Genomic DNA, 16,386 nt, shown 5'->3' with positions numbered 1-16,386 from the left:
GTCATCCCTCGCTTATATTTGATCAGCGTACTGTTTTTTGATGTCTTGAATGGCTGACAGATTGTCAAAAAACGCATCAACCAGTGCAGGATCAAAGTGCTTTCCTTTTTCAGACCGGATCAACTCCAAGATCCTGTTTGTCGGCCATGCCGATTTGTACGGTCTTTCAGAACCTAATGCATCAAAAACATCAGCAATCGCAACGATTCTGCCATAGAGATGAATGCTCTCTCCGCTGCGGCCTGCAGGATAACCTGATCCATCCCATTTTTCATGGTGATCCCTTGCAATTAATGCAGCAGCCTGAAGGATTTTTCTTTTGGATTTCTTAAATATGTTGTAGCCTGTTTCAGCATGTTCTTTCATTATTTTAAATTCTATATCGGTTAATTTACCTGGTTTATTTAGAATGGCATCTGGGGTGGCTACTTTTCCAATATCATGCATTGGACTAGCAAGCTCAATCAGACGCGATTCCTCTTCTGAGAGCCCGCTTCCTTTTGCAATCAGATATGAATAGGCTGCAACCCGTTTAACGTGTTGACCGGTTTCCCGGGAACGGCTTTCACCAATATTCCCCATTGTCAGGATCATTTCTTTCTGGGATTCGATCAGCTCAGAGTATAATATTGCTTTTTCCATTGACTGACCTGTATAAGTAGCGGCGAGGGATAAATAAGTTTTGTCTTTTTCAGTGAAACAGGAAGGAGAACTTTGCTTATTGACTGCCTGATAAACCCCGACAATGTCCTGTTCTGCATTGCGGATGGGAATACACAAAACCGAATATGTCCGGTACCCCGTTTTCAGATCAACAGCAGGATTAAACCGTTTATCTGTATATGCATCTTTAATCGAAATCGATTCACCTGAATGATAAGCTGCACCTACAAGACCTGAATCAATCGGAATTTCAATTCTGTCAATTCCATGCGCAATCTTTGTCCACAATTTCCCCTCTGAATGATCTGCAATCCAAAGCGTACAGCGGTCTGCAAGTGTCAGGCTTTTCCCCATTTCAGCCATTAATAAATGGAGCTGATCCAGATCATTTTCATGCGCGAGTTTTGAAGCAAATTCAAAAATAATTTTCAGCAGTTCTTCTGCAGGGAGGTCAATTGACGACTCATAATTTTTTTTCATACCCGCTGTCCCCTTTTAACGATTTATCATTTTCTTTCTATATTCTATGATATATTAATTATATCAAACGTAAGAATAGAACTAAAGAACTATAAGGGGTGAAAAATGACGCCATTTTCTTATTTATTTCTTTCCCATCTCATTGGGGACTATTTATTTCAGACAAGCTGGATGGCCGGACGTAAAAAAAATAGCTGGCCAGCCCTGATTACACACTGCTCTGTGTATACAGTAACCGTTGCAATGATTGCATTTTTTGCATTCGGTGGTCTGTCGTTCATTGCTATTCTGTTCGTCTTCTTCACACATGTTCTCATTGATAAACAATTTATTGTACAATGGTGGGTCGAACATATCATGAGCCCGCCACCGAGTGAAAAAAAATGGCTGACAATAGTGGTAGACCAAATCTTTCATTTAATTGTGCTGGCCATTGCTTTATTGATCTGATTTAAAAAAACGCTTCATTGTCCAGAGGACAATAAGCGTTATTTTATGATTGACAAATATTTATGCTGGAACTCCTCTGCCGGTATCGCCTGACTGTAATGATAGCCCTGAACAACCTCTCCGCCAGTCTGCTGATACAGCTCAAGCGTTTCTCTGGATTCAATCCCTTCAGCTACCGGGACGGCACCAAGAGTTTCAGCCATTTGTACAAGTGACTGAACAACTTTAAGTGCTCTGTTATTTAAAGCCATCTTTTTGATAAATGACTGGTCAATTTTAAGAAAATCCACATCCACTTCAACTAAATGAGCCATTGTATTGAACCCGGTGCCAAAGTCATCAACAGATATTTTGATTCCAATATCCTGAAGCATGCTGACCTGGGAAACCCATATATCAAGCTCTGTATTCATTCTTTCTGTCAGTTCAAGCGTGATAAAAGCAGGATCAACCTGATAACTATGCGTTAAATGAGCCGTCTCAGTCACAAGTGAACCATGAACAAAATGATTGCCCGAAATATTTAAAGCAATATTAGTCAGCTTCTCTCCCCGCTCCTGCCATTCTGATTGCTGCCTGAACAGGCGGCCAAGTGTCCATCTCTCAATATCAATAATCTGCCCTGAATATTCCGCCTGAGGAATAAAGCTATCGGGATATAACACACCTCTGTCCGGATGATGCCATCTGATCAGTGCTTCAGCTCCAAATAATTCGCCGGTTTTTACATTGATCTGCGGCTGATAATAAAGCTTGAACTCATCTGCCCTCATGGCTCTTTTGACTTCGTCACTGAATGACAGCTTTAATGCAGAGACTGAAGCAGGTGAATTTGCACCCCTTTTTCCATCAGGAGAAAACGGTGTATTTTTATTTGCCTTCACTACAGTATCTCTTGGAGAGAAATAAGCGATATTCAATTGTAACACCCCTTAAGCAACCGAAATATTTATATTCATTATAACGCACCACATGAATATTTCATACTATTTTTTCAGAATTTTATAATAATAGAAAACAGGACTTTATTCTCAATACTTCAATCAGCCGTATTTCTTCTGATGCTCTTTTTTCATTGCCAGATATTCTTCATCCTCACGAACCTGAATCCACTTTTTTTCAAAGATTGAAGCAGACTCCGCCTTCTCCTCATCAATGTCCCGATCATTGATTTCACCGCTTTTATCGTACTTTTTCCCACCCTTATAATTTGCATATCGTCTTGAACGCGTATAGCCCATCTGCAGGAATTTGCGTGCCATGTCCATTCCGACAAAGTCTTCTTTTTCTTTATAATCTAAATACATTTCATAGATTTTCTCAGAGGATTCCTTTGCAATGTCAGGTGTTTTAAACCGCCAGTGAGGTAAAATCTCTCCCTTATATGGTTCTACAAGAAGAACGCCCTGTTCACCGCGGCCAACTCTGTATTGTTCAGGCTGCTCTCTGAAGTTAATGTTGTCAAAATCAAGATCATAATCAAATGCCATGTTTATCAGCCTCCTTTGTACACCATACCCGACTGACGGATCTGATAACGGAAATTCTCATAAGAAAAAGAAGCACCTGAACAGTACTTCTCCATCACTAAAATGATTTAACTGATGATTTCTTTTGTGTAAGACCTGTTCAGAACAGCAAGACACAGGATAGCCCCTGTCAAACTAATTACACCTGATCCTATAAAGAAATAAAAGAACAGATTGCCACCTGCTGTTGGTGAACCAGCGAGTGTACTGCCGGCAATGATGAAAACAGCTGCTGATAACCCAAGACCCATCATCCATTTCTTCAGATCATGCTGTACGATTCGATAAGTAATTAAGAGAGCGATATATAACGCACTGATGATCATCATGAATGGGAGAAACGGGTGGAATTTTGCAGCGTAGACAAAGTGGTCAAGCTGTGAAATTTGTCTGACATTCAGGATTTCTCCATGAATCATATGGGAAACAGGTGTTGAATAAGCCCATTCAAAAGAACGGTCGCGGATCGCACTGCCCTCATACCACGTGCCTGCTGTTGCAATGACAAGTAATGTAATGGCTATGCTCAATTGCACTGAGAACCATTTCAAGTTCATCTCTCCTCTCGTAAATATCCTTACCTTGTGTTGTATATGTTACTTATAACAGTAACATATATTTCCTCCTCCTTTCACAGTAAACAGACATTTTTTCCAAATGAAAAAAGACGGAAAACCCAATTGGATTTTCCGCCTTTGACTCTATCAAATTATTCATCAATACCGCGATTCATCTCATGGATTTCATAATAAATATCCATATCTGATGTAACTTTCAGCTGTTTATCCTCTGTTAACGGGAATACTCTGCACGTAAAAGCAGCTTCACCGTCATTGATAAAGATCTCAGCGATACTATGGTCAACGATGATATCCAGGTTAAATAGATTCTCTGTAAGTGTTACTTCTCTCGTTGCCCCATACTGCGGTTCAGTCACATGTACCATTCCAGAACGATCAGTGATCACTTTTTTAGCAGCCCGATCATACGTGATTGTAAACTTTTCATTTTCAGAGACAAACATTTCAAGCTGCAAGTCAGTTGCCTGCTCAATTTTAAGCTTTGCTCTCCAGGCTTTAAAGCCTGCAAGATCAATACCGGCTGAACCGGACGACAACTCCCCTTCAGCAACAGATGATCCTTTTAAAAGCTCTAGAGCTTCAGCTGGACGCTGCAGAAGACGGTTGCCTTTCCGCACTAATTCACGCGGCAGTGTCAGGCAGTGTGCCCACTTATTTTTGTCAGTCGGAAATTCTACTTCCCCGACACCTGCCCAGCCGTATAACAGACGCTTTCCATCTGCATCGAAGCTTTGCGGCGCATAGAAATCAAAACCCTTATCAAGCTCATGATATTCATCCACCCGGAACGATAAACCTTCTATACTAAGCGTCCCGGCTGCATAGATGGTATTGAAGACGTTATGGTAGTTCTCTCCCTCAGGCTCAATTCCCTGCGGTGAAAAGATCAGAAAGTCTTTTCCATCGACTTCAAAGTAATCCGGACATTCCCACATATAACCTGCAAGGTCAATATCAACTGTAAGCTCACCAAGGAAAGTCCAGTTCAGCGCGTCAGGGGAGCGGTAGACGATAATAGCGCCGGTCTGATCATCCCGCTGTGCACCTAGCAGCATATAATACTGCCCGTTTTTTTCAAATACCTTCGGATCCCTTACATGACCTGTATAACCCTTAGGCACACTTTTAATTAACGGATTGTGCTCATACTTCCGGATCTCGCCGTTCTCATTCATGATCGCCAGACACTGATGAGCATCTCTTGCTTCTGCACCATACTTCACATTACCCGTATAGTATAAATACAGTTCGTCACCTACCTGAAGAGAGGCGCCGGAATACGCGCCATGTGATTCATAATCCTCTACAGGTGTAATTGCAGTGTCGTGCCTGTCAAAATGGGCAAGATCCTTTGAAGATACGTGTGCCCAGTGCTTCATTCCGTGATAAGCCCCGTAAGGATACCACTGATAAAATACGTGGTATTTCCCTTTAAACCAGGCAAGGCCATTCGGGTCATTTAATAATCCATATTGAGGGTGAATGTGAAAGGACGGCTTCCACTCATCTTGAGCTGACTGCGCTTTTAACGCTTCAAGCTCTCCATCTTCAGCATCTAAAATTGTTCTATATTTCGGTTCAAAATAGCGGGTCATACTGGTCCTCCTCTTAGACGTCAAAGCTTGGGTTTTTCACCTTTCCATATGCAGCTGTAAATACTGCACCTAATGCAAGTGCTGCTACATTGGCAATTACATAATGAAGGTGGCCTCCGCCAGTAGTTGAAATAATCGCAATCCCCGGTACTGCTGTTGCACCGAAACCGAGTGCGTTAATATTCAGGAAGAATACATAAGCACCGGCAATCGCACTTGCAAGACAGCCTGCAATCAGCGGGAATTTATAGCGTACGTTAATCCCGAACAATGCGGGCTCTGAAATTCCGAATAAAATTGATCCAAATGAAGAAATACCAATCTGACGTGCTTTCTTATCGTGCCAGCGCAGGTAAAGGTAACCAAGCACTGCACCACCCTGTCCCATCAGTGCGACAGACATCAGCGGCATAATAAAGTTCAAGCCTGTATCTGCGATCAGCTGCGCTTCCACTGCACCAATGACGTGGTGCAGACCAGTAATTACGACAACCTGCTGGATACCCGCAAATATAACAAACCCAACAACGCCAAGGTTTTCAGTTCCCCACAGCAGGCTTGATGTTAATCCTTCTGCAAGTAAACGGCCGATCGGTCCAACGATAATAAATAACAATAAACCTGATAATGTAACAGTTAAAAACGGTACCAGGAATAACTTAATCATGTCAGGAACAACACGAGTGAAGAAGTTATCCAGCTTCGCTACAACAAGTCCCATCAACAGGGCAACAATAATTCCTCCCTGGAATCCAACAAGCTCAATATTTAAGCCTAAGATGTTGATCATTTCAGCATCAACAGCACCACTCGCCACATCAAAGGCATTTCCAAGGTCCGGATGAAGCATAATTGCTCCAATCACAAGTCCTAAAACAGGGTTACCCCCAAACCTCTTTGTGGCAGACCACACAACGAGTAACGGCAGAATCGTAAAGATCCCTGTCGACATCACCTGAATAAATCGGTTAAGCCCTGTAATTGAAGGATACATCTCAACAACAGACTGTTCTCCAAACACACCCGGCTGGCTGAGCAGCCCTGTAATCCCCATTAATAATGCAGCTGCTAACAGCCCGGGGATAATCTGAACAAATACATCTGATAACGCTTTAATCCCACGCTGAAAAGCATTTTGCTTTTTAGCGGATGCGCCTTTTACATCACTGAGTGACATATCATCCATTCCGGCCTGCTGCTGGAATACTTTATAAACATCGTTTACTGTACCAGCCCCAAAAATAATCTGAAGCTGATCTCCGGCAATGAATGCCCCTTTAACAAATTCAAGCTGTTCTATATCTTTGATTGAAATTTTGTCCTGATCATCTGTAACAATCCGTAGTCGCGTCGCACAATGTGCAGCTCCCTGGATATTTTCTTTGCCGCCTATGAGACGAATGACTTCTTTGACGGTTGGTTCATATTTCTGAAGCTTTCCACTCATGAAGTTTCTCCTTTCGACAGAGCCGGTTTTATGTAAAAATCGTGGAACCGGTTCCATTTTCAGTCTTTTTATAAGAACCGATTGTTGTGGAACCGGTTCTATAATTTGAGTTTAAAACAGAATATCTAAAAATGCAAGACTTTTTGTAAGCGCTATTTTTTCCCTTTTACACTTTCACCTTTTCGGATTGTAAAATGCGGCCTTTGAAGCTGATCCACTTCATCTGACTGCATCAGGTTAACAATCGTTGCAGCTGCCATCCTGCCGGTTTCCAGATAGTCAAACTCTACTGTCACTAGCGATGGATGAATCATTTTCGATACTGTATATCCACCGAACCCGCTGATTGATAGATCTTCAGGAATACGATATCCCTTTTCCCTGATGACCCTCATTGCACCTAAAGCAATCGTGTCTGTTGCGCAAATGATGGCAGACGCCTGTGAATTCCGCAGACATTTTTCTGCTGCAAGCATAGCACTGTCAAAATCAAAGCCGCTTTTAAAAAATTGGATTGGCTCCGCACCATTTTCCGTGCAGCCATCTTCAATTCCTTTTCTTCTGCGCTGACCGACAGCAATATCCGTTTCGTCTACACCGATATATGAAATGTTTTTATGCCCGGCTAGAGCCATGTATTCCCCCATTTTATAACCCGCCTGATAATCATCAAAAACAATGCAGTGCGTGCGGTCTGTCTCCTGACCGATCACAAGCAGCGGTACAGTCAGCGTTTCAATCAGCTCAAAATGTGCAGGTGTCAGCTCAGTTGCAAACAGGATCATTCCGTCTACCTTTTGACGCTGAAGGTTCTGCAGGCTTTCAATTTCTCTTTCAATGCTGTGGCTGGTGTTGCTGATTAATGTCGTATAACCACGCTCCCGCAGTTCTTCGTCCATTCTGATTAGAATTTTGGACGTGACGAACGAGTCTAAAGCAGGTGCAACTACGCCTACAAATCCGGTTTTTTTGGACTTCAGACTTCTGGCGAATGAATTCGGCTCATAGTTATGTTCTTCTATGATGCGCCTGATTTTATCGCTCGTTTTCTGACTGATCCGGCCCCCGTTTAAATAACGGGAAACCGTGCTTTTTGCAACGCCCGCTTCTTTTGCAATTTCATTGATCGTGACTTTCATAGAATCCTCTCCGTATCGTGTCTTTGGATTAAGCATAACGGAAAACGGTGATTTAGGTAAGTGGGTCTGGACGGAGCTATACTTCATAGAGGACCTCACTGTGGTCTGGGTATGGTGGGTATGGTTAATTGGATCATGGCGGCGGGTAATTGATACACCTCATGCTTTTTTCGAATGACCTCTCACCAGAATTGAATCACAGCCGCTTTCCATACCGGTTAATTGGATCAGGTGTACCAGTAATTGAATCACCACTCTGATTAATTGCGACACCTCCACATTTATTTGAACGCTCTGGCTCAGAACACTAAAAAGAAGACGACACAAAGTGCCATCTTCCATCCCCGCTGCTATCCATTAATCTCTCCACACGCAACCCTTGCACCCGAATTCCCGGCAGGATCTGTCTGATAATCATCCGGACCTTCGTGAATCACAATTGCACTGCCATCTTCATCAAGCAGTGAAAACTCACTGTCTTTTTCAAGCGTCAGTTCTTTTACCATTAGTTCAAGGTCAATGCTTCCATCCGATTCGACTTTAAGATTTGGCAGATCACCTGCGTGATAACCTTTTGGGTTGTTAAATCCATGCTGTTTTCCTGCTGGATTAAAGTGGCCGCCTGCAGATTCAAATTCAGGTGGTGTACATACACCGGTTTCATGAATATGGACTGCTTTCTCTCCCGGTTCGAGTCCTTTGACAGAGAGCTGAATCAATACGCCCTCCTTCTCTTCCTTGAGTACTGCTGTCCCAATATTTTTACCATCACTGTCTACCATTTTTGCTTCGATTGCCGGAACTGCAGTAACAGGAACTGTACTTTCCTGAAGCATCTGACATCCGCCGAGTGCAGCTGCAAAAAAACTGATGACAAGACCAATCGTGTACATTTTCATCAAAAAGGACCTCCTATTCTTAATGAATAGGCTGTCCCATTTTCACCAAAATTAAACTATCTTCTTGCCATAGACATGAGTGTAAAACCGATATTAGCCGGACGTTCCGCCAGCCGCTTCATAAAATAAGTGTACCAGTCTTTCCCAAACGGAACGTACACAACCATATTCCAGCCTTCTTCAGCGAGTTCTTTTTGCTTTTCTTCTCTCATGCCCTGCAGCATCTGGAACTCAAATTGATCTTTCGGAATATCATGCTCTTTTACAAGATCCTTTACGAAATCGATCATATCATTATCGTGCGTTGCTACCTGCGTGTAGTTTCCTTTCAGCAGATGCTTTTTAACAAGCTTCTTATAGTTCTCATCCACGTAGGATTTATTGTTAATATCCACGTCACGGGACTCGATATAGGCTCCTTTAACAAATCGGATCGCCGGTGAGAAGCGGTCCAACCTTTCAACATCCGTTTCTGTTCTGAAAAGGTTCGCCTGCAGTGCAATGCCTACGTTATCGTGCTTTTCCTTCAGCGTTTCAAAAACGGAAATAATGTCTTCACAGTTTTTGTATTCTTCCATATTAATCGTGACAAATACATCATATTTTTTTGCTTCTGTTAAAATTTCATTCATATTACCCACAGCTGTGTCTTTACTCACTTCAAGCCCTACACTGAAAAGCTTCAGTGAGATCTGTGCATTCAGCTGCTCATCTCTGATCGCATGAATCGCTTTGAAGCAGTTGTCGACATATTTCCGTGTATCCTCTTCTGTCTTTACAAATTCACCAAGACAGTCAATCGTTGCGCCAATACCATTACTGTTAAGCTTTTTAACCTGTTTAACCATATCAGCGGTTTTTTCACCACCGACAAAATGTGAGCCGCCGAGATCCATCCCGACTTTCCTTGAAATATCTATGAATAGCTGATTGTAAGCAAGCGTCGTAAAAAATTGATTCAATGCAGTTACAATGATCATGATATAGCCTCCTTTATTCAGTAAGTCCTTTCTTAATTCCCTAATTACTTCTATAAAAACTATCAGGTGTGAAATTTTCCTTTAAAGGCACTGCGTGATAAAATAGGGATTGGACTAAACATTAAAGGAGTGCTTAACGATGGCAAAGACAGGTTATATTGATTTAACGAATGGACATAAACTTTCTTTTGAACTTTATCCGGAAGAAGCACCGGGCACAGTTGAAAACTTCGAAAAGCTTGCAAACGAAGGATTTTACGATGGTCTTAACTTCCACCGCGTGATTCCAGGTTTCGTAAGTCAGGGCGGATGCCCGAATAAAAACGGTACTGGCGGCCCCGGTTACACAATCAAATGTGAAACTGAAGGCAATCCGCACCGTCACCAGCCGGGTTCTCTATCAATGGCACACGCTGGTAAAGATACTGGTGGCAGCCAGTTCTTCATCGTACATGAAGCACAGCCTCATTTAGATGGCGTGCACACAGTGTTCGGTAAAGTGACTGAAGGTCTTGAGCATGCACAAGGTATGGAACAAGGCGCTGGCATTAACGAAATTCGTGTAAACGGCTAATCAATCAAAGCAAAACCGCTCCGGGATCCCGGAGCGGTTTTTTTAACGAATTTTCGAAAGAAGTCTCCCTCTTCAAGCGTGTGAAGGGCGTAGCCCAACGGTAAGGGGGAGATGAATTTCGGTTGGATAATAGCCAGAATTTTCTGTCTTTTATGTTAATATGGTATAATCAGTCTTATAACGTATAAGGGCTGATATAATAATGAATTTAGATAGTAATAATCATTCAGTGTTCTTAATGTATTATCATTTGGTATTGGTTGTGAAATATAGAAGGAAAGTCATTGATGACAACATTTCAGATTATTCAAAAGAAAAGTTTATATCCTTGGGTAAGAAATACAACATCACTTTGGTGGAATGGAATCACGATGTTGACCACGTTCATATTTTGTTCAAAGCTCATCCTAATACTGAACTATCAAAGTTCATCAATGCATACAAAAGTGCCAGTTCAAGGCTGATCAAAAAAGAATTTCCTTTTGTACGAAAGAAACTATGGAAAGAAATGTTTTGGTCAAGGAGTTTTTGTTTGTTGACCACTGGTGGTTCGCCTATTGAGGTAGTTAAAAAATATATCGAAAATCAAGGGATAAAGTGAGGTGATTCGATATGGCTAAACAAAACAAAGCGTATAAATTTCGTTTGTACCCAACAGAGGAACAGTCTTTGATTATCCGTAAAACATTTGGTTGTGTTCGTTTTGTCTACAACAAAATGTTAGCTGAACGAAAAGAAACCTATGAAAACCTAAAAGATGATAAAGAAGCATTGAAATCAGTAAAACACCCCACCCCTGCCAAGTACAAAAAGGAGTATGAATGGCTAAAGGAAGTAGACTCACTAGCGTTGGCGAACGCACAATTAAATTTAGATAAGGCATATAAAGCCTTCTTCAAAGGGAATGCCAAGTTTCCGAAATTCAAACAAAAGCGACATAAACAAAGCTACACAACCAATGTCGTAAACGGTAATATCGAGCTGTTGGATGGTCATATCAAGTTACCTAAACTTAAAAATGTCAAAATCAAACAACATCGAGCAATTCCTTCGGAATATATTATTAAATCTTGCACCCTATCTATGACTGCATCGGGGAAATATTATGTTTCTATTTTGACAGAGTACGAAAAGGAGATCGAAGCCAAAGACATTCAAAATGTGGTTGGATTAGATTTTACGATGCATGGATTGTTTGTTGACAGTGAGGGTGAGAAAGCCAATTACCCTAAATTCTATCGACAAATGCTTGAAAAACTAGCCAAAGAGCAACGCAAACTTTCTCGCAAAAAGAAAGGTTCTTCGAAATGGAATAAACAACGCATCAGGGTTGCCAAAATTCAAGAAAAAGTCGCCAATCAACGCAAGAATTTTCTCCACCACAAGTCTAAAGAATTGGTGACTACCTATGATGCCGTCATCATTGAAAACCTAGACATGAAAGGGATGTCACAATCACTAAAATTCGGCAAAAGTGTAGCTGACAATGGTTGGGGGATGTTCATCTCCTTCTTACAATACAAGCTAAAAGAACAAGGAAAACAACTGATCAAAATAGATAAATGGTTCCCTTCTACAAAAACTTGTTCGAATTGTGGCAATACCCGACCAATGCCTATGAACATTCGAACGTACGCTTGTTCGTGTGGTCTAAATCTCGACAGAGATGTCAATTCAGCACTCAATATAAAAAAACAAGGCATTCTCTTATTAGCTAGTGTCTAAATAATAAGAGATACAAACTCTTGGAACAAGAGGGTTAGCTCGGTCATTTTTCGTTGGCTAATAAAAGCAACGATAAGTCGAGAAGCCCCCACTTCAAGCGACCCGTAGGGGTGGTAAGTGGTGGGAGTAGTTCACTCTGTGTCTGTCCACCAATACACTAATATCATAAAGAGAATCATTAAAACACCTGCAACAATATAAAACCAGTCAGGCACATAACTTCCACCGAAAAAGCTGAATAACAAATGATCCCCTCCTCAAATAAAAGCGTAAGGCGCGGAACGAAAAAGGGCGATCTTTCCCTTTATCGCTGTGTGGCTTATGTCCCGAAGAGCTAGCGCCTGAAGCTGGATAACTTAATCGACCTGTAAATGAACCACCCCATGGAAACGAAAAGCAAAGTCAGAAAAACAGGCATGACTCCTGCTGTCAGGTTTGCATTTCCTCCAGTGCCGATCAAAGTCAATTCATATGTAATATAAGCAAATAATAACACGCAGAGGTTCTTGATGACATTCATCATTAATACACCGTTCAGATACTGCTTTTCAGCGTTTTCTTCTGTGATCTTCCCCAAGTAGTTATAGGTGTGAGGCACCCTTTCAAGCGCAGTTAAACCTCCCCACATGACAAAACCGATTACCGGCAGCATGATTGCACTCCATTTACCGCCATAGCCATCCGCTTCACCCGCTGCATTAAAATGGATCGGTATTACATCAGACAGGTCATTCCAGGACAAAGCCAGATAGATAGAGGCTGCAATTAATAAAATCAATGAAATCAGACTGAAAGCTTTTGCCCAAATTGGCTTTTCGACTTCAATCACAGGCCTGTTAGTGTGAAACAAGTTAATCCCCCCTCTTTAAATCCTCTTACTCTATTATACGATTATGCTTAAAGAACGTTCCCATTTGCTTTAAAATGAAAGATTTTAATCTCAAATCCTTCGATTCCCGATATTTTTATGAATGAATATTCAGCGTTTTTTTCTTTTTTATCGACATTTTCCCAAAAAATAAAGGTTATTTTATGTAAATTCAGATCGATATAGACATTATATTTTAAAAATAATGGATTTAATTACATAAAAACTATACATTTTGGTCACTTAATCTATTTAAAATACCCTCAGCATGTATCAGAATACGAGAAAATTTTCCCGATAAACAACATCGGATTTCTCTGATAGGATGAAATTGTTCACAAAATATTACGAAAAAAAGGAGTCGGGAGAATGAAGAAAAGAAGTATGCTTATGAGTCTATTACTTGCAGCAAGCTTATCAGTTCCTTCAGTTGCAGGCGCTGCACCTGATCAGGAACGCGGTCAGGAAACATTCAGAGTCTATGTAGAAGCAACTGGTCCTTCTGCAATGAACGCAAAGCAGTCTCTGAAAGAAAAGTATGAACCACGCTGGGAACTAAGCGAAAACGGCTTTTCTACTGAAATGAATGAAAAGCAGTTCAACGCACTCCAGAAGAATAAAAATATTAAAGTAACAAAGGTTCAGGAATTACAGCTTGAAACGGATGTTCGTGCAAGCGAGTATGAAACAATGGCTGGGGAGTATCCGACTCAGCAAACACCATGGGGAATTAAAGCGATTTACAATAATCCTAACCAGACAACTACTTCAGGTGGTGCGGGTGTAAATATCGCAGTACTTGATACAGGTGTTTTCACAAGCCACTATGATCTTGTTAACACTGTAGAACAGTGTAAGGATTTCACACAGCCGACGCCGCTTGTAAACGGCGCTTGTAATGATGCAAACGGTCACGGTACACACGTAGCCGGTTCTGCTCTTGCAGATGGCGGTAGCGATAAAGCCGGTATTTACGGCGTTGCTCCGGATTCAGATCTATGGGCTTACAAAGTGTTAGGTGACAATGGATCAGGTTACTCAGATGATATCGCAGCGGCGATCCGTCATGCAGCTGACCAGGCTTCAGCTACAAGAACTAAAACAGTCATCAATATGTCTCTTGGTTCTGCAGGTCAGGATTCACTGATCACAAATGCAGTCAACTATGCTTACAGCAAAGGCGTACTAGTTGTTGCTGCTGCTGGTAACTCAGGTCCAAACCAGGGCTCTATCGGATATCCTGGTGCACTGACAAATGCAATCGCAGTAGCTGCTCTTGAAAATCGTCAGCAAAACGGTACATACCGAGTAGCAGATTTCTCTTCTCGTGGATACGCTGCAACTGATGGTGATTATGTAATCCAGCAGGGTGACGTTGAAATTTCAGCTCCAGGTGCTTCAATTTACTCAACATGGCCTGGTGGCGGTTATAACACAATCAGTGGTACATCAATGGCTACACCGCACGTAGCAGGTCTTGCTGCAAAGGTATGGGCTGCCAACCCTGGTTACTCTCATACGCAACTGCGTACACTCCTTCAAAACCGTGCAGCTGCTAACGATATCCTTGGCGGATACGGCGCTGGTTATGGCGATGATTACGCTTCAGGTTTCGGTTTTGCAAAAGTAAACTAATTGATCTGTACGGAAAACAGGTCAGGCATATAGCGGGTTGCCCCTCGCGTTTGCCAAATTCAGCATAGCAACACTCTAATTCACCCCCTTTACACATATTTTAAAGGCTGTCCAAACGAAGCAGAATCGCTTCATAGGACAGCCCTTTTTTTATTGTTTAAAACAGTTTCCCCTGCTTATAAAGAATCGTTGAAAGCTTCATGACTGAATGGATATAGCAGTTTTCACGTAGAGAATGCGGGTCTCCAAAGTATTTAGGGAGAATGGTTTCCATCGTTCCCTGCATTTTATCGTAAAGCTTTTTGTAGATCTGTTCTTCTGAATAGAATTGTGTTTCTCTTCCCTGCAGCCATTCGAAATAGGAAACAATTACACCGCCGGCATTGGCGAGAATATCCGGAACGATGATCACTCCTTTTTCGTTCAGGTAATTATCTGCTTCAGCCGTTACAGGGGCGTTTGCACCTTCTACGATCACTCTTGCTTTAATGTTTTCTTTGTTTCCGTTATGAACCTGTTCTTCAAGTGCTGCCAGCATTAATACGTCAACGTCCATTGTCAGCACTTCATCCCGATGAAGAATTTCAGCTTTAATGCCGCTTTCGCTCAGCTGATCTTCAGTGTGCGGAAGGTCCCCCTGGTTAGTTTCCGTAAAAGATACAAGCGCCGGGATATTCAGTCCATCTTCATTATAGAGTGTGCAGTTCCGATCGCTTACCGCAATTACTTTATTCTGGAGCTGCTGGCACTGATGAGCTTCCAGCGCAGTAACTGAACCTACATTACCAAACCCCTGCACAGCGACCTTCAAAGGTTTTTCATAAAGGTCCAGTGCTGTTTTAGCATAGGGACTTCCGGTTTTTTCAAGCCATGACTTTTGCTTTTTGATAAAGTCAGACATGAGGTAGCGGAATGTAAAGTATACGCCTTTGCCCGTTGCTTCACGTCTGCCAAGGGAGCCACCGTTAATCACACTTTTACCGGTAAAGCTCCCTCTGTAAGGCTGACCCGGCTTAATATTTTTGTACTCACCCATCATCCAGTCCATTTCACGTTCACCGCTACCCATATCAGGAGCCGGGATATCTTTATCAGGACCTATGACATCCGCAAAGTACTGGACGTATTTTTTAGAAATCAGATTCAATTCCTTTGGAGAAAATTCACGTGGATTAACAACTACTCCACCTTTCCCTCCACCAAATGGAACATCATGAAGTGAATTTTTCAGGGTCATTAGAAAAGCAAGGTTAATTACTTCTTCTTCGTTTACAGATTCATGAAACCTGATCCCACCCTTGTACGGTCCCATCGCATTATTATGCTGAACTCTGAAGGCCGGAATACGGACAATCTCACCCTTTTCCAATACGATTCTGAGAAAAGATTTATGTATTTTGTTTGGAGTGGATAAGACCGCTCCGAGAGATGAGAACGCTTTCTTTCTTGGTCCATTTTGAAGATCAGTTAAAAACATCTTGTCATCCATTAATGCATCAAGCGATTCCTGTACGATTGCTCTTGTCTGGTATTGCATATCCATTCCCCCTTGAAATGTTATGACTCTATTATGACGGTACCTTAAGTTGCATGGTGATGTAAAGTGATGCGAAGGTGAAGGTAGATATTTTGTCCAGCTTCAGCACCTAGACCCTCGAGTCATAAGCCACCCTGAGAAAATGGGGAAGGTCACCCATTTCTCTCAGGTCGTCTTATGCTTGTCGGGTCTGACCAAGGCGCTTACGCTTTTCTTCTTGTCCAGCTTCAGCGCCTAGACCCTCGAGTCATAAGCCACCCTGAGAAAATGGGGAAGGTCACCCA

Annotated in this window: 16 protein-coding genes; 5 read left to right on the top strand and 11 right to left on the bottom strand. The window is 42.0% G+C overall.

Annotated features, from left to right (window positions below):
• Positions 1–12 precede the first annotated feature (12 nt).
• Positions 13–1,143 (bottom strand): HD domain-containing phosphohydrolase, encoded by a 1,131-nt coding sequence (locus tag LG330_RS03165; RefSeq protein WP_404407311.1) that lies wholly within the window; start codon positions 1,141–1,143, stop codon positions 13–15.
• A gap of 105 nt (positions 1,144–1,248) precedes the next feature.
• Between LG330_RS03165 and LG330_RS03160 the strand changes: the two genes are divergently transcribed.
• Complete coding sequence (locus LG330_RS03160; protein ID WP_404407309.1) at positions 1,249–1,593, top strand: DUF3307 domain-containing protein; 345 nt, start codon at positions 1,249–1,251, stop codon at positions 1,591–1,593.
• A 38-nt stretch (positions 1,594–1,631) separates the two neighbouring features.
• Here the strand turns inward: LG330_RS03160 and LG330_RS03155 are convergent, their stop codons facing one another.
• From LG330_RS03155 to LG330_RS03120, 8 genes are all read right to left on the bottom strand, one after another.
• The gene (locus LG330_RS03155) at positions 1,632–2,513 is read right to left on the bottom strand and encodes an EAL domain-containing protein (RefSeq protein WP_404407307.1); all 882 of its coding nucleotides are present in this window, start codon (positions 2,511–2,513) and stop codon (positions 1,632–1,634) included.
• Positions 2,514–2,636: 123 nt separating this feature from the next.
• Positions 2,637–3,083 carry a DUF4385 domain-containing protein gene (locus LG330_RS03150; RefSeq protein ID WP_404407305.1) on the bottom strand — a complete coding sequence of 149 codons (447 nt, stop codon included), beginning with the start codon at positions 3,081–3,083 and terminating at the stop codon, positions 2,637–2,639.
• Positions 3,084–3,190: 107 nt separating this feature from the next.
• Entirely contained in the window at positions 3,191–3,673 is a 483-nt protein-coding gene (locus LG330_RS03145) for a DUF4306 domain-containing protein (RefSeq protein ID WP_404407303.1), read from the bottom strand.
• Positions 3,674–3,831: 158 nt separating this feature from the next.
• Positions 3,832–5,298: a glycoside hydrolase family 32 protein gene (locus LG330_RS03140; RefSeq protein ID WP_404407301.1), complete on the bottom strand. Its 1,467-nt coding sequence runs from the start codon at positions 5,296–5,298 to the stop codon at positions 3,832–3,834.
• Between the two features lie 13 nt (positions 5,299–5,311).
• Positions 5,312–6,745, bottom strand: a complete 1,434-nt coding sequence (locus tag LG330_RS03135; protein ID WP_404407299.1) for a PTS transporter subunit EIIC — start codon at positions 6,743–6,745, stop codon at positions 5,312–5,314.
• A 152-nt stretch (positions 6,746–6,897) separates the two neighbouring features.
• Positions 6,898–7,884: a LacI family DNA-binding transcriptional regulator gene (locus LG330_RS03130; RefSeq protein ID WP_404407297.1), complete on the bottom strand. Its 987-nt coding sequence runs from the start codon at positions 7,882–7,884 to the stop codon at positions 6,898–6,900.
• A 350-nt stretch (positions 7,885–8,234) separates the two neighbouring features.
• The gene (locus LG330_RS03125) at positions 8,235–8,783 is read right to left on the bottom strand and encodes a superoxide dismutase family protein (RefSeq protein ID WP_404407296.1); all 549 of its coding nucleotides are present in this window, start codon (positions 8,781–8,783) and stop codon (positions 8,235–8,237) included.
• Between the two features lie 56 nt (positions 8,784–8,839).
• Entirely contained in the window at positions 8,840–9,763 is a 924-nt protein-coding gene (locus LG330_RS03120) for a proline dehydrogenase family protein (RefSeq protein ID WP_404407294.1), read from the bottom strand.
• A 139-nt stretch (positions 9,764–9,902) separates the two neighbouring features.
• Between LG330_RS03120 and LG330_RS03115 the strand changes: the two genes are divergently transcribed.
• From LG330_RS03115 to LG330_RS03105, 3 genes are all read left to right on the top strand, one after another.
• The gene (locus tag LG330_RS03115) at positions 9,903–10,337 is read left to right on the top strand and encodes a peptidylprolyl isomerase (protein WP_404407293.1); all 435 of its coding nucleotides are present in this window, start codon (positions 9,903–9,905) and stop codon (positions 10,335–10,337) included.
• A 202-nt stretch (positions 10,338–10,539) separates the two neighbouring features.
• On the top strand, positions 10,540–10,938 hold the full coding sequence (gene tnpA, locus LG330_RS03110) for an IS200/IS605 family transposase (RefSeq protein ID WP_404407291.1): 399 nt from the start codon (positions 10,540–10,542) through the stop codon (positions 10,936–10,938).
• An 11-nt stretch (positions 10,939–10,949) separates the two neighbouring features.
• Entirely contained in the window at positions 10,950–12,062 is a 1,113-nt protein-coding gene (locus LG330_RS03105; protein ID WP_404407289.1) for an RNA-guided endonuclease TnpB family protein, read from the top strand.
• 334 nt (positions 12,063–12,396) lie between these two features.
• Here the strand turns inward: LG330_RS03105 and LG330_RS03100 are convergent, their stop codons facing one another.
• On the bottom strand, positions 12,397–12,912 hold the full coding sequence (locus LG330_RS03100; RefSeq protein ID WP_404407287.1) for a DUF1648 domain-containing protein: 516 nt from the start codon (positions 12,910–12,912) through the stop codon (positions 12,397–12,399).
• 387 nt (positions 12,913–13,299) lie between these two features.
• Between LG330_RS03100 and LG330_RS03095 the strand changes: the two genes are divergently transcribed.
• Positions 13,300–14,565, top strand: a complete 1,266-nt coding sequence (locus LG330_RS03095) for a S8 family peptidase (protein ID WP_404407285.1) — start codon at positions 13,300–13,302, stop codon at positions 14,563–14,565.
• Positions 14,566–14,722: 157 nt separating this feature from the next.
• Here LG330_RS03095 and LG330_RS03090 read toward each other — a convergent pair whose 3' ends face one another.
• Positions 14,723–16,102: a Glu/Leu/Phe/Val dehydrogenase gene (locus tag LG330_RS03090; RefSeq protein WP_404407283.1), complete on the bottom strand. Its 1,380-nt coding sequence runs from the start codon at positions 16,100–16,102 to the stop codon at positions 14,723–14,725.
• Positions 16,103–16,386: the final 284 nt, after the last annotated feature.

Origin of the sequence: Jeotgalibacillus malaysiensis (assembly GCF_044789845.1) — a bacterium.
In the GTDB taxonomy this organism is placed as follows: Bacteria; Bacillota; Bacilli; order Bacillales; family Jeotgalibacillaceae; genus Jeotgalibacillus; species Jeotgalibacillus malaysiensis_A.
This window is presented reverse-complemented; position numbering and strand designations above follow the sequence as displayed.

Coding starts and splice junctions, on each gene's coding strand:
- LG330_RS03165 (WP_404407311.1), bottom strand. CDS start 1,143: ATGAAAAAAAATTATGAGTCGTCAATTGACCTCCCTGCAGAAGAACTG.
- LG330_RS03160 (WP_404407309.1), top strand. CDS start 1,249: ATGACGCCATTTTCTTATTTATTTCTTTCCCATCTCATTGGGGACTAT.
- LG330_RS03150 (WP_404407305.1), bottom strand. CDS start 3,083: ATGGCATTTGATTATGATCTTGATTTTGACAACATTAACTTCAGAGAG.
- LG330_RS03140 (WP_404407301.1), bottom strand. CDS start 5,298: ATGACCCGCTATTTTGAACCGAAATATAGAACAATTTTAGATGCTGAA.
- LG330_RS03135 (WP_404407299.1), bottom strand. CDS start 6,745: ATGAGTGGAAAGCTTCAGAAATATGAACCAACCGTCAAAGAAGTCATT.
- LG330_RS03130 (WP_404407297.1), bottom strand. CDS start 7,884: ATGAAAGTCACGATCAATGAAATTGCAAAAGAAGCGGGCGTTGCAAAA.
- LG330_RS03125 (WP_404407296.1), bottom strand. CDS start 8,783: ATGAAAATGTACACGATTGGTCTTGTCATCAGTTTTTTTGCAGCTGCA.
- LG330_RS03120 (WP_404407294.1), bottom strand. CDS start 9,763: ATGATCATTGTAACTGCATTGAATCAATTTTTTACGACGCTTGCTTAC.
- LG330_RS03115 (WP_404407293.1), top strand. CDS start 9,903: ATGGCAAAGACAGGTTATATTGATTTAACGAATGGACATAAACTTTCT.
- tnpA (WP_404407291.1), top strand. CDS start 10,540: ATGAATTTAGATAGTAATAATCATTCAGTGTTCTTAATGTATTATCAT.
- LG330_RS03105 (WP_404407289.1), top strand. CDS start 10,950: ATGGCTAAACAAAACAAAGCGTATAAATTTCGTTTGTACCCAACAGAG.
- LG330_RS03095 (WP_404407285.1), top strand. CDS start 13,300: ATGAAGAAAAGAAGTATGCTTATGAGTCTATTACTTGCAGCAAGCTTA.
- LG330_RS03090 (WP_404407283.1), bottom strand. CDS start 16,102: ATGCAATACCAGACAAGAGCAATCGTACAGGAATCGCTTGATGCATTA.